Source organism: Sagittula sp. P11 (assembly GCF_002814095.1).
In the GTDB taxonomy this organism is placed as follows: domain Bacteria; phylum Pseudomonadota; class Alphaproteobacteria; order Rhodobacterales; family Rhodobacteraceae; genus Sagittula.
The window spans coordinates 2,572,311-2,590,072 of sequence record NZ_CP021913.1 but is presented as its reverse complement, the minus strand read 5'-3'; the positions used below and the strand labels follow the sequence as shown (position 1 = coordinate 2,590,072).

General features: G+C 65.7%; 13 protein-coding genes. 8 read left to right on the top strand and 5 right to left on the bottom strand.

What is annotated here, in order from left to right; translation table 11 throughout:
- Positions 1-97: 97 nt before the first annotated feature.
- Positions 98-4,618 carry an Ig-like domain-containing protein gene (locus tag CDO87_RS12450; protein WP_100929074.1) on the top strand — a complete coding sequence of 1,507 codons (4,521 nt, stop codon included), beginning with the start codon at positions 98-100 and terminating at the stop codon, positions 4,616-4,618.
- A 92-nt stretch (positions 4,619-4,710) separates the two neighbouring features.
- Here the strand turns inward: CDO87_RS12450 and CDO87_RS12445 are convergent, their stop codons facing one another.
- Positions 4,711-6,312 carry an alpha-amylase family glycosyl hydrolase gene (locus tag CDO87_RS12445; RefSeq protein WP_100929073.1) on the bottom strand — a complete coding sequence of 534 codons (1,602 nt, stop codon included), beginning with the start codon at positions 6,310-6,312 and terminating at the stop codon, positions 4,711-4,713.
- 283 nt (positions 6,313-6,595) lie between these two features.
- Between CDO87_RS12445 and CDO87_RS12440 the strand changes: the two genes are divergently transcribed.
- The 3 genes from CDO87_RS12440 (at position 6,596) to CDO87_RS12430 (ending at position 10,195) form a co-directional block, all read left to right on the top strand.
- On the top strand, positions 6,596-7,624 hold the full coding sequence (locus tag CDO87_RS12440) for a LacI family DNA-binding transcriptional regulator (protein ID WP_100929072.1): 1,029 nt from the start codon (positions 6,596-6,598) through the stop codon (positions 7,622-7,624).
- Positions 7,625-7,853: 229 nt separating this feature from the next.
- Positions 7,854-8,672, top strand: coding sequence for a sulfite exporter TauE/SafE family protein (locus tag CDO87_RS12435; RefSeq protein ID WP_100929071.1), 819 nt, complete (start codon positions 7,854-7,856; stop codon positions 8,670-8,672).
- 14 nt (positions 8,673-8,686) lie between these two features.
- A complete protein-coding gene (locus CDO87_RS12430; protein ID WP_100929070.1) occupies positions 8,687-10,195 on the top strand; it encodes an amidase in 1,509 nt (502 codons plus the stop codon).
- 126 nt (positions 10,196-10,321) lie between these two features.
- Here the strand turns inward: CDO87_RS12430 and CDO87_RS12425 are convergent, their stop codons facing one another.
- Genes CDO87_RS12425 through CDO87_RS12415 form a run of 3 tightly spaced genes read right to left on the bottom strand, consistent with a single transcriptional unit; the run spans position 10,322 to position 13,145 of the window.
- Positions 10,322-11,308 carry a TRAP transporter substrate-binding protein gene (locus tag CDO87_RS12425; RefSeq protein ID WP_100929069.1) on the bottom strand — a complete coding sequence of 329 codons (987 nt, stop codon included), beginning with the start codon at positions 11,306-11,308 and terminating at the stop codon, positions 10,322-10,324.
- 3 nt (positions 11,309-11,311) lie between these two features.
- Entirely contained in the window at positions 11,312-11,848 is a 537-nt protein-coding gene (locus tag CDO87_RS12420; protein ID WP_100929068.1) for a TRAP transporter small permease, read from the bottom strand.
- A gap of 10 nt (positions 11,849-11,858) precedes the next feature.
- Positions 11,859-13,145: a TRAP transporter large permease gene (locus CDO87_RS12415; RefSeq protein WP_100929067.1), complete on the bottom strand. Its 1,287-nt coding sequence runs from the start codon at positions 13,143-13,145 to the stop codon at positions 11,859-11,861.
- A gap of 207 nt (positions 13,146-13,352) precedes the next feature.
- On the opposite strand from CDO87_RS12415, the gene CDO87_RS12410 reads away from it, so the two are divergent.
- The 4 genes from CDO87_RS12410 to CDO87_RS12395 all read left to right on the top strand — a co-directional run bounded on the left by CDO87_RS12410 (position 13,353) and on the right by CDO87_RS12395 (position 17,041).
- Complete coding sequence (locus tag CDO87_RS12410; RefSeq protein ID WP_254698100.1) at positions 13,353-14,042, top strand: TetR/AcrR family transcriptional regulator; 690 nt, start codon at positions 13,353-13,355, stop codon at positions 14,040-14,042.
- 41 nt (positions 14,043-14,083) lie between these two features.
- Positions 14,084-14,416: a RidA family protein gene (locus CDO87_RS12405; protein ID WP_100929065.1), complete on the top strand. Its 333-nt coding sequence runs from the start codon at positions 14,084-14,086 to the stop codon at positions 14,414-14,416.
- Positions 14,417-14,518: 102 nt separating this feature from the next.
- The gene (locus CDO87_RS12400) at positions 14,519-15,751 is read left to right on the top strand and encodes an FAD-binding oxidoreductase (protein WP_100929064.1); all 1,233 of its coding nucleotides are present in this window, start codon (positions 14,519-14,521) and stop codon (positions 15,749-15,751) included.
- A 3-nt stretch (positions 15,752-15,754) separates the two neighbouring features.
- Positions 15,755-17,041, top strand: coding sequence for an aspartate aminotransferase family protein (locus tag CDO87_RS12395; protein WP_100929063.1), 1,287 nt, complete (start codon positions 15,755-15,757; stop codon positions 17,039-17,041).
- A gap of 88 nt (positions 17,042-17,129) precedes the next feature.
- Here the strand turns inward: CDO87_RS12395 and CDO87_RS12390 are convergent, their stop codons facing one another.
- Complete coding sequence (locus CDO87_RS12390) at positions 17,130-17,660, bottom strand: hypothetical protein (RefSeq protein ID WP_100929062.1); 531 nt, start codon at positions 17,658-17,660, stop codon at positions 17,130-17,132.
- Between the last annotated feature and the right edge of the window lie 102 nt (positions 17,661-17,762).

The window sequence follows — 17,762 nt, the reverse complement described above, 5'->3', positions numbered from 1 at the left end:
TGGGTTCGGATTGTTTTTGTATTGGCGCCTCTGGCGGCTGATCGTGACGGGTGACGGGACGTGTATTTGCCCCGGTTCGGGTAGCGAGGATTGAGTGATGACGAATTATTACGCGGATCGAGGCGAGTTCCTCGTCAACAGTGAAACGAGGCTTACCCAGGACGAGCCGGCGATCGCGGGTCTAAGCAACGGCGGCTTCGTGGCGACCTGGCGCACCAGCGACACCTCGCAGGACGGCAGCGGGTCGGCGATCAAAGCACAGGTCTTCGACGCGGCGGGCGCGGCCGTGGGGCCGGAATTCCTCGTGAACAGCGAGACGGTGCAGAACCAGACCGTTCCTGCGGTCACGGGCCTGAATGACGGCCGGTTCGTCGTCACGTGGCAGACCGACGACACCGCTCAGGATGGCAGCAGCAACGCGATCAAGGCGCAGGTCTTCGACGCGGCCGGCACACCGGTGGGCGGCGAATTCCTGGTCAACAGCGAGACGTACGACAGACAGGCCGCGCCCGAGATCAGCGCGCTGACCACCGGCGGCTTCGCCGTGACGTGGTCCACCTCCGACGGCACGCAGGACGGCAGCATCAGCGCGATCAAGGCACGGACATTCGACGCGGCGGCCCAGCCGGTGGGGGCAGAGTTCCTCGTCAACACCGCCGCTCAGGGATCTCAGATCGAACCCAGAGTCGCCGGGCTGACCAACGGTGGGCTGGTGGTGACGTGGCGCACCAATTACAGGCCGGACGACGGCAGCACGTCCGCGATCAAGGCCCAGATCATCAGTGCCGCGGGTTTCCCGGTGGGCGGCGAGTTCCTGGTCAACACCGAAACGGCCGGCGGTCAGTACCGTCCTGCGGTCACAGGCCTGACCGGTGGCAGATTCGTGGTGACATGGGACACCAAGAACGTCTGGCAGGACGGCGACGGGTTCGCGATCAAGGCCCAGATCTACGAGGCCTCGGGGGCACCGGTCGGCGGCGAGTTCCTGGTCAATACCGAAAGCGTGGAACACCAGTACGAACCAGAGATCACCGCCCTGAGCGACGGCGGCTTCGTGATCACGTGGTACACCGAGGACTACAAACAGGACGGCAGCGGTTCGGCGATCAAGGCGCAGGTCTTCGACGCCGACGGCGCGCCTGTGGGCGAGGAGTTCCTCGTCAACAGCGAGGGTTCAGGCGGCCAGTACGACCCCGAAATCTCTGCCTTGTCCGGCGGCAGTTTCGTGGCGACGTGGCGCACCACAAGCAGTCCTGAGGACGGCAGCGGCTCTGGCATCAAGGCGAAGGTCTACGAGGCGCGCAACGATATCCCCGAGCTGACGCTGTCGACAACGGGTGTGAGCGAGACGCACATCTCGAACACGTCTTTCGCGAATGTTCAGTTCCCGCTCGGCGGAGGGTTCCAGATCGAGATCGTCGATGACGCCAACGGCGCCTTCGGTCTGAAGGGGAACACGATTGTCGTCCTGGACAACACCCTGCTCGATCACGAGACGACACCGGAGGTATCGCTCACCCTGAGGATCACCGACCCGCAGGGCAACTCCGGGGAGCAGGTGTTCCGGATCGCCGTCGAAGACGAGGCCACCGAGACTCGGTACACCGCGAGTGACGAGTTCCTGGTCAACAGCGAGACGGAGAGCTCGCAGTTCTCCCCGACAATCACGGGCCTGACAAACGGCGGGTTCGTCGTGTCTTGGCACACGAGCGACACCACGCAGGACGGCAGCAGCTACGCCATCAAGGCCCAGGTCTTCGGCGCCGCGGGCGATCCGGTCGGCGCGGAATTTCTGGTCAACAGTGAGGCAAATAGCGGCCAGGTCTTTCCCGAGATCACAGCCCTTGCCAACGGCGGATTCGTGATAACTTGGCGCACTCAAGACAGCGCGCAAGACCGCAGTTATGACGCGATCAAGGCGCAGGTCTTCAACGCCACAGGCGCACCCGTGGGCGGCGAGTTCCTCGTCAACACCGAGACCGCTCAGGAACAGCTCAACCCCAGGATCGCGAGCCTAACTGACGGCGGGTTCGTCGTCACGTGGTACACGAAGGATTACTCACAGGACGGCTACGGCGCTGCGGTCAAGGCGCAGGTATTTGACGCCTCGGGCACGCCTGTGGGGGTGGAATTCCTCGTGAACAGCGTGACCTCGAGGGATCAGGTCGACCCTGCGGTGGCGGGACTGACCAACGGCGGTTTCGTGGTGACGTGGCGGACCGACGAGATCAAGGAGAACCGCAGCGACTTCGAGATAAAGGCCCAGATCTTCGACGCCGCGGGCACGCCCGTGGGCGGCGAGTTTCTGGTGAATAGCGAGTCGGCGGGTGACCAGTACAACCCCGGCATCACTGGCCTCGCAAACGGCAGGTTCATTGTGACTTGGCGCGGCTATGATCCTTCCGTGCCAAGCAGCTACTCCACCGAAGTCAAGGCGCGGATCTTCGACGCGTCAGGCGCGCCGGTGAGGGACGAGTTCCGCCTCAACAGCCAAGCGGCGGGCGGACAGGACTACCCTTCGATCACCGGCCTGCCCGACGGCGGCTTCGTGGCGACCTGGCAGACCGCCGACTACAGGCAGGACGGCAGCGGCAGTGCGATCAAGGCGCAGGTCTTCGATGCCGAGGGCGCCCCTGTCGGGGACGAATTCCTCGTCAACGACGAAGGGCAGTTTGACCAGCAATTTCCCGAGGTCACGAACCTGCCCGGCGGCGGGTTCGTGGTGTCCTGGCACAGCCGCGACATCATGCAGGACGGCAGTGGCGCAGCGATCAAGGCACGGATGTACCTGCCATCCGGCACGGGACCGAACACGGAGCCGTCGGCAGGGGATGCTTCAGGGCGTGGACACGAGGACACGGTCATCACCGGCGACCTCGCGGCGCTTGTCTCCGACGCCGACGGGGACGTACTGACCTTCACGATCGGCACGGATGCCACGAGCGGCACCCTGATCCTCGATCCTTCGGGGAGCTACAGTTACATCCCGGACGCCGACTTCAACGGGACCGACAGCTTTTCCTACGTGGTCCACGACGGCAATGGCGGTACCGCCAGCGCGACCGTCTCGCTGACCGTCGATCCGGTCAACGATGCACCCCGTATCGACACGGCGACCTCGATCCTCGCCGGTGAGTTCGAGGGCCCGGCCGCCCCGCTCGCCCCCGCCGCGGACTACGACGGCGACGGCGTTGCGAACGGCGCCGACAACGCGCCCTTCGTCGCGAACCCCGGGCAGGAGGACGGCGACGGGGACGGTGTCGGAGACAGCGCCGACCTGGATCCCTTCGATCCGTCCGTGGGCCGCGACCCGTCGCTTGTGAACGGTGTCGTGCTGTTCTCCGACCCCGAGGCGGTGGATACCCAGACGGCATCGTTCAGCCTGCTGGGCACGACCGGCAACCCCGGCGGCCTCGACGCTGCGGCGCTGGAGGCGATGTTCAGCCTGGCGGTTGTCACCTCCGGCAGCTCTCCGGACGGCAGCGCGATCTGGACCTTCGACGCCGATCCCGCCCAGTTCCAGCACCTGGGCAGCGGAGACGCGCTGGTGATCGAATACCGGGTGGAGATCCGGGACAACCATGGCGCGGCGCAGGCCACCGCCGTCCGGGTGATCGTCATCGGCACCGCCGATGGCACGGTTCCGAGGATCATCGGGACCGGGGGCGCCGACAGCCTCGTGGGCACCGTCGGCAGCGACGTCATCGAGGGCTTCGACGGCGACGACACGATGCTCGGCGGAGCGGGCGACGACATCATGGACGGCGGAGGTGGCACGAACCTGATGCGCGGCCAGACCGGCCGCGACCTCATCGACGGTGGCGAGCAGACCGACATCATCCATGGCGGCAGGCAGGACGATGCGCTGTACGGCCATGGCGGCGACGATTTCGTCTACGGCGAGTCAGGCAACGACCTCATATGGGGCGGCGCGGGCCATGACGTCCTGCACGGCATCTTCGGCAATGACGAGATCTACGGCGAGGATGGCAACGACAGTATCTACGGCGGCGGCGGGACCGATTTCCTCTATGGCGGTTCAGGCAACGACACGATCGATGGCGGCGCTGGCGACAACGTGATGCGCGGCCACAGGGGCAACGACCTGATCATCGGCGGCGACAAAACCGACATCGTCTTTGGCGACAAGCACAGCGACGAGGTGCATGGCAACGGCGGCGACGATTTCATCTTCGGCCAGGCGGGCAAGGACACCCTGTGGGGCGGTGATGGCAACGATCTGCTGAACGGCATCATCGGCGACGACGCACTGTACGGCGAGGCCGGCAACGACGTTCTCTACGGGGGTGGCGGCAGCGACAGCCTGTACGGCGGAGACGGCGACGACACTCTCGACGGCCAGTGGCGGAACGACGTGCTCAACGGCGGGGCGGGAGCGGACTGCTTCAAGTTCACCACGGCGGGTGACATGGATACCATCACCGACTTCGAGGATGGCATCGACGTGCTCGACTTCTCCGCCGACGGGCTGGGCTTCGCCGACTTCACCGTGGCGGAGTACGGCGGTGGTGCAGGCACGGTGCTGACCGGCGGCGGTTACACCGTATTCCTCGCAGGCGTCGACGTCATCGACATCGGTACGGGTGACTTCGCCTGATGTTGGGCGGGATAAGCAAGAGCACGCTGAACCAGTGAAGGGATTGGTGCGGCGGCATGCGAACACCGCCAGCCCATTGCTGTCCTGCCGGATCAGGCGGCCTTGATGATTGCCGCCTCATCGGGCTCAAGTTGCAAGGTATCTACCGCACCGCCCTCGGACCCATGGCGGGAGGATAGGACGACCTCGCCCTTGACCGGGCAGAGCCTGGTTTCCCCGGTGAAATTCAGGCAGATGTGAAAGACCGTACCATCAAGGCGGCGGGTGAAGACGAAGACCCCGTCTTGCGCCACCGTCGTCTCGTAGGTGCCAAGCGTCAGCGCGGGCGTCTCACGGCGCAGCGCAATCAATGCGCGGACATAGGTGAGCAGGGAGGTGGCATCCGCCCGCTGAGCCGCTACGTCTCCGCCCGCCGGAACGAAGACCGGAAGCCAGGGGTCGCCGTCGCTGAAGCCATGGGTCGGGCCCGGCTCCCACGGCATGGGGGTGCGGGCCGGATCGCGGCCCAGCCCGCGGCCCGGCACCTGCTTTTCCCACGGGTCGCGAACGGCGTGCGGCGGAATCTCGGCGCTTTCCATACCCAGTTCGTCACCCTGGTACATCGTCGGCGTGCCCCTGAGCGTCAGCAGGAGCGTGGCGGCCACCGCAGCCTGTGCAGGACCCGCGCGGCTGGCGATGCGCCGGCAGTCGTGGTTGCCGAGCACCCAGTTGCCCCAGCCCCCGTCCGGCAGGGCGGCCTCGTAGGTTTCGACCCGGCGCACGATTTCCGCCATCTCCCATGGCGCGTTCAGAAGCGTGAAGTTGAACGGCAGCTGGAAGGCATCGAATGCCTCGCCATAGTAGGTCATGACGGCCTTCAGTTCGCCGTCCGTCTCGCCGATCAGCACCCGGTCCGGATACGAGTCGGTGACCCGGCGCATCATCCGGACGAAGTCGAGCCCCTCCGGCTGATGCTTGGAGTGCACCTTCAGGTAGCGGTAGGAGGGGTCCATGTGCTCCTGCCAATTCGGATCGGGCGGGTGATCGCCCTTGTCGGGATCGGGCGCGATATGTGTGATGGCGTCCACCCGGAACCCGTCCACCCCGCGGTCGTACCAGAAGCGCAGCGTGTCGAGCATTTCGGCCTGCACCTCGGGATTGCGCCAGTTGAGCGCCGGCTGCTCGGACAGGAAGATGTTCAGGTAGTACTGGCCGCTGCCCTCGTCCCAGGTCCAGGCGGAACGGCCGAATTCGCTGATCCAGTTGGTCGGCGGGCTGCCGTCGGGCTTGGCGTCGCGCCAGACATACCAGTCCCGTTTGGGGTTGCTTCGCGAAGACCGGGCGTCGGTGAACCACGGATGCTGCTCGGACGTGTGGCTGGGCACGAAGTCGAGTATCAGCTTCATCCCGCGCCGGTGGGTGGCCGCGACGAGCCGGTCGAAATCCGCGAGCGTGCCGAACATGGGATCGATGTCGCGGTAATCCGAGACGTCATAGCCGAAATCGGCCATCGGCGACGGGAAGATCGGAGAGATCCAGATGGCATCGACACCAAGCTCCGCGAGATAGTCGAGGCGGCTTTCGATCCCGGCAAGATCGCCCACACCGTCGCCGTCGCTGTCCTGAAAAGAGCGCGGATAGATCTGGTAGATGATGCCGGTCTTCCACCATTCGGGGGTGGTCTGCGCGGTGGTCCGGACGGTTTCCTGTTGCATGGCGTCGCTGTCCTTCAGGTGACTATCGCCTCTCACGAGGCGGATCTGGTGGTGGCGGGATGTTGAGACGCTCAGTCCGACACTGATGGCGAATCCATCCAAGCCGCAATCCTTAACGTTCAGATCACATATCTTAACGTTAAGGACAACAAATTTTCCCGAAATGGGCGGATCGCGCATTGACCGCGCTCACGATTGCCGCTTGGTGAGGGTACCGGGACAGCGGCTCCTCTGTGCAGCGACCTCGTAAATCTCGGACGGCATTCCGAAGGACACCCCAGACGTGGCAACCCTGAAGGACATCGCGAAGATAACCGGGTTGACGGCGACGACGGTCAGCCGGGCCTTGCGCGGTTTCGACGATGTCTCTCCGGCGACCCGCACCCGGGTCAGGGAGGTTGCCCGCGAACTGAACTACCGACCGAACCACAGCGCACGAAAACTGGTCTCCGGACGGTCGGGGATCGTCGGTCTTGTCCTCGACACCGCGCCCGCCGACTTCGAGTCTCCCCACTTCTTCGAGATCGCCCATTCGATCACGCAGGCGATGGCAGGCCGGGGCCTCGATCTCATGCTGCACATCTCGACCGACGCGGACCCGCTGCAGACCTACGACCGCCTGATCGGCCAGGGGGTATTCGACGGTTTCGTGCTGCTCTTTCCACGTGCCGACGATGCGAGGATGGCGTTCCTGAGCAGCCGGGATGTGCCCTTCGTGGTGCATGGCAAACATGTCCCCGACCCGGATTATCCGTTCTTCGACCTCGACACGGCTGATATCGTCCGGAGGGCCGTCGCCCACCTGGCCGCGTTTGGCCACCGGCGGATCGCACTTCTGAACGGCGAGGCAGGCTGGCAGGTCTCGAGGGAACGGGCCGAAGTCTTTGCGGATGCATTGATGAGGGCAGGGCTGCACCCCGTCCCCGAGTTGATCTGCTACGGCGACACGTCGCGCGCCTACGGTCGGGACGCCACGCGCACGCTGATCGCCATTCCCGATCGCCCGACCGGGATCGTCTGTTGCAATTCGCTGGTGGCGGGCGGCGTGCTCGACGCCGCGGGCGAGGCGGGCCTGAGCATTCCCGGCGACCTCTCTGTCGTCGCGCATGACGATGTCCTGCCGGGCATGGAGACCGGCGACCTGAACCCGCCTCTGACCGTCACCCGCCGTGCGCTCCGGGACGCCGGAACGCCGCTTGCCGACCTGATGCAGAGGCGCCTGAACGGCGAACCGGTGCGGAACCTGCAAGTCCTCGAAACGGCAGAGTGGATCGGCCGCGCCTCCGTTGCCCCCGCGCCCGCAGGGGGCTGAGGGTACTCAAGAGCAACGTAAGGATGGTCCCGACGCGGCACGCAAGGAGCGCCGGCACCGTCAGACTGCCGTGGTTCACGGACAATGACCGCTTGAAGGTCGGTGCATCGCAAAGCGGCACCGGAAGCGATTATTTCCGTAAAGCCTTCAGCGCGAGACCATCAACAATTGAACATCGTTCAATTGAGTGCTACCGCCAGCGCATTCCCTGAACGACGTAGCGCGCCCCGTGTTCGATCCCTCCCTGCTTCCCATCCTTCTGCTTCTGTTGGCCACCGGCGCCTTCGCCGGGCTGTTGTCGGGCCTGCTGGGCATCGGTGGAGGCATCTTCCTCGTTCCCGTCCTTCTGTTCATCTTTCGCGGGCTGGGCGCGTCGGACGGGATCGTCATGCAGCTCTGCGTCGGCACGTCCACGGCCACAATCGTGGCCACGTCGATCCGGTCGGTCTGGGCGCACCACGGGCGCGGCGCCGTGGAGGTCGGGATCCTGCGGGCCTGGGCGCCATGGCTGGCGGTCGGCGCGATCCTCGGCGTGCTGACGGCGACCACGCTGAAGTCGGACACGCTGATGCTGATCTTCGGCGGCCTCGCGACGGTAATGGGGATCTACATGCTGGCCGGCAACCCCAACTGGCGGCTGGGTGACAGCCACCCCGGGCTTCGGGTCTATGCCCCCTATTCCGGCGTGATGGGCTTTGTCTGCGCGATGATCGGCATCGGCGGCGGGACCTTCGGGGTGCCCGCCCTGACCGCCTATGGCACACCGATCAACCGGGCCATTGCCACCTCGGCGGGCTTCGGGCTGCTGATCTCGCTCCCCGCCAGCGTGACCTACCTGCTGGCATCGCCGGATGACGTCACCCTGCCGCCGTTCACCTTGGGCCTCGTCAGCCTTCCCGCCTTCCTCGCCATCACGGCGATGACCTTCGTGACGGTGCCCATCGGCGCCCGGCTGACCCACGTTCTTCCCACGGGCCGCCTGCGCAAGGTCTTTGCCCTGTTCATCATCCTTGCGGCCCTGAATATGCTCCGCAAGGCCCTCTTCTGAAGGAAACGCATCCCATGGACCGGACTTCCACTCCCACCGATCCCGCAGACCTTGGCGCCGCCGAAGCGCGCCGCCTGATCGCCCGCAAGGCGCTTTCCGCATCCGAACTGGCCGAGGCCTGCATCACCCGTGTGGAGGCCGTGGACCACGCGGTGAACGCGCTGGTGGCGCGGGACTTCGACGGGCTGAGGGCGGGGGCTTGGGCGGCGGACAAGGCACTTTCCTCCGGCGCCGATCTCGGGCCGCTCCACGGCCTGCCGTTCGGCGTGAAGGACATGATCGACGTGGCCGGCTTGCCTACCACCTTCGGGTCTGAACTGTTCCGCGACAACATCGCCAAGAAGGACGATGCCATGGTCGCCGCGATGCGCGGCGCGGGCGCAATCCCCATGGGCAAGACCAACAACCCGGAATGGAGCGCGGGCGGCAACACCCGCAACCGCGTCTACGGTGCCACGGCCAACCCGCATGACCTCACACGCACCTGCGCCGGGTCCTCGGGCGGGTCGGCGGCGGGATTGGCAGCCGGGTACTTCCCCTTGGCCACCGGATCGGACACGGGCGGGTCGCTGCGCAACCCGGCGGCTTTCTGCGGCGTCGTGGGGTATCGCCCGTCGCCGGGTGTGGTGCCGGGCAACACGCGCGGCATCGGGTACTTCCCGCTGTCCACATCCGGCCCCATGGGCCGCAACGTGGAGGACACGGCCTTGATGCTGTCGGTGCTGGCACGGCCCGACATGCGCGACCCCTACACGGCGGTCGTGGATGGCCGCACCGCATGGGATCCGGCGCGGTTTGCCACGCTGCCGCGCTGCGATCTGTCCTCGCTGCGCGTTGCGTTCACCGAGGACTACGGCTTTGCGCCGACCGAAGGCATCGTGCGCGACCACTTCCGACGCGTTGTGCCGCAGCTTGCTCCGCTGTTCGGCACCGCGGATGAAGGAACACCGGATTGCGCCGATGCCGACCGCATCTTCTCGGTGCTGCGCGGCATCCTGTTCGTGGCCACGCACGGCAAGCGCCTGGATGACCACCCCGAACAGGTCGGCCCGAACGTGACGGAGAACGTCCGCGAGGGCCGCAGCTTCACCCCCGACAACATCGCCGAGGCGCTGTCGATGCAGGGCGCCTATCACCAGCGCTGGCAAATCTGGTTCGAGAGCCATGATTTCGTGATCTCTCCGGCGGTGACGATCAGCCCGCGCGACTGGCACGAGCTTTACCCGACCGAGATCGACGGGGTCGCGACGAAGAGCTACTACCACTGGCTGGCGATGGCCTACGCCTCCACCGTTGCGGGGCATCCATCGATCACCATTCCCTGCGGGACCGACGCAAACGGCATGCCCTTCGGCCTGCAGATCGTCGGGCGCCGTTACGACGACCTGGGCGTGCTGGCGGTGGCCGCCGAGCTGGAGGCGATCATCGCGGGGATTTCTGACCTCGCGCCCAAAGGCCCGGACATCGCCGCGTTGAAATCCGCCGGACGGCTGTCGGACGTCGAGGGGTTCCTGAGCCTCTGATCAGGCCCCCGGAGCAGGACGGTGCCGGGCCGCAGCGCGCGCCCGGCATCGTTCCTTCTGAAGTTCCGGCAGGCACGAAAAAGGGGCGCCCGGCAGGACGCCCCCAATCTTTTACAGCGGCGAAGTTTACTCCGGCGCGTATTCGGCGACGAAGGCGCGCAGTTCCTCGATCCGCTCGGCCGGCACTTCGGTCAGCACGTCGGCCATCGGCAGGGTCGCCTCGCGGAAGGTTGCAAGCTCTTCCTCCGTCGGCTCGTAAACGGCGATGCCGGCCTCTTCGAGGTTCTTCTTGTGCACGACCTCGGAGGCGTCGACCCATTCGAAAACCTCGGCCAGCGCGTCGAGGGAGGCTTTCTCGAAGGTGGCCTGCTCCTCGTCCGACAGACCGTCCCACCACGTGGTGGAGGCCAGCGCGAGGCGGGCGGACATGATCACCTTGGCGTCGGTGAAGTTGGTGAACAGGTCGCCCTGCCCGAAGGTCAGCGGCACGAGCGACGCGTTGACGTAACCGTTGGCGATGCCGGTCTGGATCGCGTTCGGCACTTCGGAGAACGGGATGACAACGCCGCTGGCGCCCATCATCTGGAACATTTCCAACTGGTTGGGATCCAGCGCGCGCATCCGCAGGCCTTCCATGTCGGATACGGTGCGGACTTCCTTCTCGTTGTTGAAGATGCCGAGGAAGCCCCCGGTGGGCACGATTGCCAGGATGCGCATGCCTTCGGCCGCCAGCTCTTCGTTCACCTGATCGAGGTAGTCGGATTCGGTGAAGAACTTGAACTCGTGCGCCGGATTTTCGAAGGTGTAGGGCAGTTGCAGCGCGCGCATCTCCTCGACGAACTGGGTCGCCACGGCGTAGTTCGACATCGAGATGTCGAGGATACCGGCGCGGATCTGGTCAAGGCGCTCGTCTTCGCCGCCGATTGTGTCGCGCGGGAAGGTCTCGGTGTCCCAGCCTGCTTCTTCGAGCGTGGTGAACAGGTTTTCCACATATCGATAGGTGCCGGACTGCTCCCGGTCGGGGTTGGAATCGAGCGCGACGTTGACCGACTGCGCCGAGGCGGCAGAGGCCAGGAACAGCGCGGTGAGGGTGGCGGTGGACGTTAAGTTCATCAGTTACTCCAGCATGTTGGATTCAGTGGATTTTGCGAAGGCGATCTCCTCCTCGAGAACCTTCGGCGAGATGAGCGCGCCAAGACCGGCAAGCCCGTGGAACAGGATCAGGATCAACGCGACCGGCAGGGCCGAGGCCATCCATGCGGTGGATATTTCGAGCCCTTCGGAGGTCCGCCCGATCTGGCGTTCGAGATACGGCCAGGTGAACCACAGCACGGGCGCGAAGAAGGTCCAGGACGCGAGGAACCGCGCCACGACCTGCACCTTCTGGCGCCAGACCACGTGGCTGGGCGGATGCACCATCGCCGGGTCGGCATGAGTGTGGAACGCCGCCGAGGCGCCCAGCAGCCCGCCCCAGACCATGAGCCAGCGGGCCAGTTCCTCGGTCCAGAACGGCGGCGAGGCAAAGGCGTAGCGCGCCACCACCTGAAGCATCATGACACAGAGCATCGCTCCGAAGCACAGCGCAGCGATCCGGGTGGCGAAGAAGTTCAGCCGTTGCGACGTGGCATAGGTGAGATTGGCGATACGGATCATCTGTCTCTCCTCACTCAACGAAACCGGCCAGGCGCGGCAGGAACAGTGTCAGTTCAGGGGTGAAGGTCAGGATCAGCAGGACACCAAGCTGGACCACCAGGAAGGGCGCGGCGGCTTTGGCGATGCCCCAGTAGGGCGCACCCGATACAGCCGAGACGACCAGCAGCGCCGCACCGAACGGCGGAGTGACGATGCCCAGCATCAGGTTCACCACGATGACAATGCCCAGGTGGATCGGATCGGCGCCCATCGAGATGCCCGTGGGCACGAGCAGCGGCACCAGCAGGGCCAGCGCCACCGGCACCTCGAGGAACATGCCCGCCACGAGGAAGACCGCGTTGAGCAGCAACAAGTATTTCCAGCCCTCGAACCCCAGCCCGATCAGCGCATCGGCGAGAAGCGTCGGCAGTTTCTCCAGACCGGCGAGATAGCCGAAGATCGCCACACCCGACAGCAGGATGAAGATCGAACCGGACAGGATTGCCGTGCGTTCGAGGCTCTTGATGATCGTGCCCCAGGACATCTGGCGATAGATGATCCCGGCGAGGATGGCGCAGCAGACCGCGACGCCGGCGGCCTCGGTCGGGGTCATGACGCCGAAGACGATACCCGAGAGGATGATGACGGGGATCACGGTGGCGGGCAGCGCATAGATCGCGCGGCGCAGCACTTCGCGTGCAGGGACACGCTCCCCCGTCGGGTGGTCGTGGCGATGCGCCAGCCACGCGTTCGCACCAAACAGCGCAACCGCCATGATGAGACCCGGCACGATGCCCGCGATGAACAGCGCTGCCACCGAGGTGTTCATCAGCGCCCCGTAAAAGATCATGATGATCGACGGCGGAATGATCGGCCCGATCACCGACGACGCGGCGGTGACGGCACCGGCATATTGCACCGTGTAGCCCGACTTCCGCATCGCCGGGACCAGCGTGTTGGACACCGCAGCCGCATCTGCCATCGCCGACCCGGAAATCCCGGCGAAGAACACCGACGTCAGAATGTTCACATGCCCCAGCCCGCCCTTCAGACGTGCCATCAGCGCCATGGCCAGATCGATCAGCGCTTTCGTGACGCCCGCACGGTTCATGATTTCACCGGCCAGAATGAACAACGGCATCGACATGATCGAGAACAGGTCGATATGAGCGATGATCCGTTGGGGCGCCGCAGCAAGGAAGCGCGCCCTGTCGGCGGCGATGAAGGACAGGATGGAGGCCGCCCCGATCAGGTGCGCAAGCACGGCGCCACCCAGAAGCAGGGCGACGGAAAAGATGAGGATCGGCAGTGCTGTCATTTGTACCCCAGTCGTCAGGTTCGAGAGTGTTCGGCCGGTTGTGTTGGTTTTTAATTGAACGATGTTCTATAACTGTTAAACCAAACTCGTCGAGTCCGTCACGCAAAATGAAACACGCCTATTTTTTGAACGGGAATCGTACCGGTGACCACTGAGAATGATGAAAAAAAGGGCAAGATGCTGCGTGGACGGGCCGCAGCGGTCGGGTTGAGCAAGAATCAGGTGGTCGCCGCGGCGGTCGCGCAGATCGACGAAAAGGGGCTGGCGGCCTTCTCCCTCCGAGAGCTGGCCCGCAATCTGGGCGTCTCTCCGGCAGTGATCTACTGGCATGTCGGTGGCGCGAAGGAAGACCTCTTCGCCGAGATTTCCGCCTCGATCACCGGGACCCTGTCCGACACTCTCGACGCCGACATGGCTTGGGACGACCGGCTCCGGCAGGTGTTCCTCAACTACCGCAAGCTGGTGCATCGTCATCCCGCGGTCGCGCCGCTGCTGGGCGCGCAGATGAAGTCCAACGGTGTCGCGAACCTCGACTGGGTCGAGACGATCCTTTCGGCGCTGCATGACGGCGGCTACCGCGGCGATGCGCTGCGCCCGGCCTTCAACGTGCTGGTCGGCGGGCTCGCCGGGTTTGTCACCATGGAACTGGCGCCGCCGCCCGTCAGCAAGCCGGGCAGCGAAGGCGAAACCTGGCAGGAGCTCTTCGCAAAGCGGGTCGCGCAGACCGATCCGGACCTCTACCCGCTGACGGCGGCCGCGCTGCCCGACATCTCCAACCGCATCTTCGTCCTGCGCTGGCAGAACGGTGCCGTGAATCCCTACAACGACAGTTTCGAATTGCTGCTCGACCTCCTGGTCGAGGGGCTGAAGGCCCGGGCCCCGGCCCAACCTTCCTGACCGCCACACTTCAACTCCCTTCAGACGACAAGGAAACACCGATGAACCTCCCCTTCTCCAAGACCCGCCGTGTCGGCAACACCGTCTACCTTGCAGGCGAGATCGGCTTTGACGCGGACGGCAAGGTCCCGGCGGGTATCGAGGCGCAGACGCGCAACATCTTCGAGCGGCTCAATGCGACGCTCGAGACCGAGGGCCTGACGCTGGCCAACGTGGTCTCGGCCACCTGCTACCTGACCGACACCAGCGACTTTGCAGAGTTCAACCGTGTCTACGCCGAGTACTTCTCCGATCCGCTGCCCGTCCGCACCACCGTGCAAAGCGGCCTGATGATCGACGCGAAGGTCGAGATCACCGTCATCGCCGAAGCCTGACCCGGGCCTGCGGAGGCTTGGCGCCGCGATGCGCGCCTGCCCCGGCCACAACTCTCCGGACCGGCGGTCCCGCCGGTTCGCTTCCCACTACCGGAACTTCTCATGGCCGATTTTCTCGTTCTCGGTGCCGGCATGGTCGGCGTTTCCACCGCATTGGCACTGCAGGAGCAGGGCCTGTCGGTCACACTCATCGACCGCAAGGCGCCCGGGCGCGAAACTTCTTTCGGCAACGCCGGGATCATCCAGGCCGAAGCCGCGGAACCTTATGGCCTGCCCCGCGACCCGATGACCTTGCTGCGCTTTGCGCTTGGCCGGACCAACGATGTGACATGGTCCGTGGCCGGCGTCGCCGAGATGCTTCCGGCGCTGTGGAAATACTACCGTAACTCCTCGCCTGCCCGCCATGCCGAGATATCGCGCACCCATGTCAGGCTGACCGAACGCTCGACCCGCGACCACGCTCCGCTGATCGCCGAGGCCGGAATGGAGAACCTGATCACCCGCGACGGGATTGCCCTCCTCTACCGCAACGCTGCCGAATACGCCGCTGCGGTGGCCGACGCCGAACGGGTCCACGCCACCTATGGCACGCGCTTCCGCGCGGTCGACGGTGCGGACTACGCGAGAGAGGACCCCGCTCTGCTGAAGGCGCCTGCGGGTGTGATCCACTGGCAGGACTCCTGGAGCTGCGCGTCGCCCGGCACGCTGACGGCGGGCTATGCCGATCTCTTTGTCCGCCGCGGCGGCCAGGTGGTGGCCGGCGACGCGAGCACGCTGCGGCAGAAGGGCACCGGCTGGCAGGTCGAGACCGATGAAGGCACCGCTGGCGCCACGCAGGCCGTCATAGCCCTTGGCCCATGGTCGCCGCGCCTGTTGGCCCGGTTCGGCTACCGCGTCCCGATGATCTACAAGCGCGGCTATCACGGCCATTTTGCCGCGCCGCGCGCTCCTGTCCGGCCTTTCCTCGACGTGGCGCACGGGATCGTCGCCGCGCCGATGACCGACGGTCTGCGGCTTGCCACAGGGGCTGCGCTGGTGACCAGGGACAGCCCCGCCGACCCGCGCCAGCTGAACCGTGGCCGGACCGGGATTTCCGACCTGATCGAGGTCGGCGCCCGGCTAGAGGAGCCCCAGTGGTCCGGCGCCCGGCCCTGCCTCCCGGACATGCTGCCGCTGGTGGGCGCCGCCCCCCGGCACAAGGGCCTCTGGATGAACTTCGGCCACGGCCACCAAGGCTTCACCCTTGGTCCGACGACCGGCGCCCTGCTCGCGCAGATGGTTGCGGGCCATCCGGTCGAGGGCTTCGCCGCCCTCCTGCCCTCAAATCGGATATAAGACATGACCTTTCACGCAGACACCCTGACCGCCGACCTTGCCCGCGCCGAAGAGGACTTCCGCAAGCGCACGCCCAAAAGCGCGCAGGCGCTGGCCCGCGCGTCCCGCGTTCTGCCGGGCGGCAACACCCGCAGCTCGCTCTGGGCGGCGCCGTACCCGCTGTCGATCACCGGCGGCGCGGGCTGCCGCATCACCGATGTCGACGGCAACACCTACACCGATTTCCTGGGCGAGTTCACCGCCGGCATCTTCGGACACACCTGCCCGTCGCTTGAAAAGGCCGTGACGGCTGCGCACCGTGGCGGGTTCGGACTGTCCTCGCACACGCCATACGAGGTCGCGCTGGCCGAGGAACTGGCGGCGCGTTTCCCCTCCATCGACCTGCTGAGGTTCACCAATTCGGGGACGGAAGCCAACGTGATGGCGCTGACCGCCGCGCGTCTGGTGACGGGTCGTGAGCGCGTCGTGGTCTTTGCCGGGGGCTACCACGGCGGGGTCCTGACATTTGGCAACGGCAATGCGCCGGTCAACGTGCCTTTCGACTTCGCCATCCTGCCCTACAACGACCCGCAGGCGGCGGCGCAGGAATTTTCCAAGTCGGTCGATCACATCGCCGCCGTCCTGGTGGAGCCGATGCAGGGCGCGGGCGGCTGCAACGTCGGCACGTCCGAGTTCCTGCAGGCTTTGCGCGATCTCTGCGACGAAAGCGGCGCGCTGCTGATCTTCGACGAGGTGCAGACCGCGCGCATGGCGCCGGGCGGCGCACAGGAACGTCTGGGCATCACGCCGGACATGACGACACTTGGCAAGATCTTCGGCGGCGGCCTCGCGTTCGGAGCATTCGGGGGCAAGAAGGCCGTGATGGCGCGCTTCGATCCGTCCCACCCCGATGCAATCCCCCACGCGGGCACCTTCAACAACAACCGGCTGACCATGGCCGCCGGGCTGGAAGCGATCCGCAACCACCTGACACCGGATGCATTGGCTGCCCTCTACGAGCGCGGAGAAGCCTTCCGCGCCGCGCTGAACGACCGTTTCACGGCACAGGGCGGATGGTTTCATGTGACCGGGATGGGATCCATCATGAACATTCACGCCACGAGCGAGGACACCGCGCTTCGCCGCGACCGCCTGCGCCTCTTGCATTTCCGGATGATGGAAAGGGGCTACTACTTTGCTTCGCGCGGCCTGATCGCGCTGTCCTTCGCGGTGGGTGAGGAAGAGATGGGCGGTTTCCTGAATGCGCTCGACGCCGTGCTCACAGCCGGGCAATCCGTTCCGGCAAAGTGACCGTGCCCACAGCGTGCATCACTCTTGTCGTAAGAGCGCCCGCAAATCCCGAAGATCCCGGCCGAGCAGACCTGAACGCTCCGCGCCGTCAGGCGTGCCACTCGGCGAAACGGGGGTCCGGCGCGTATAGCTGGATGGTGTGAAAGAAGATGTCGATCTCAAGCGCCAGCCCCACCTCGAATTCATTGAGTTCGGCGCCGCTCCAGCGGTGCCGTTCGAGGCAGGCGAGGAAGTCGCGGCGCGCCTGCTCGTCGCGCGGCTTCAGCGGCAGGGTCTCGGCGGCGCGGAGCAGGTCAATGCGCTTGTGCACTTCCCGCATGCCAGAGAACGCCTCCATCATCGGGCGTGTCAGGCGCGGCTCGGCCTGCCATGACCTGCCGCCAAAGACCTCCTGCACGACACGGTTGCCGGCCCCCAGGCAATCGTAGGCGACACAACCGGGAAAGCCCTCCTGCGTCAGCCGGTCGTGGATGGAACAGCTGTGGCCCGAAAGGTTCCGGCACGGCTCGCCGGGGTTCTTGTCGAAGGCGAAATCCTTGCCCTTGTCAAAAGCCAGCGCGAGGCAGCACAGCGCGGCGCACTTCGCACAATCGGTCTTGAGGTGGTCGGTCTGAGGCATCGCGGCTGTGGCCTTTCATCGGTCCGTCGGACGGGCTCGCCCTCGCCGCCGTATCCCGCAGAACGGCCCCGCAATGCAAGGCTGGGCACCGACAAAGGGCAG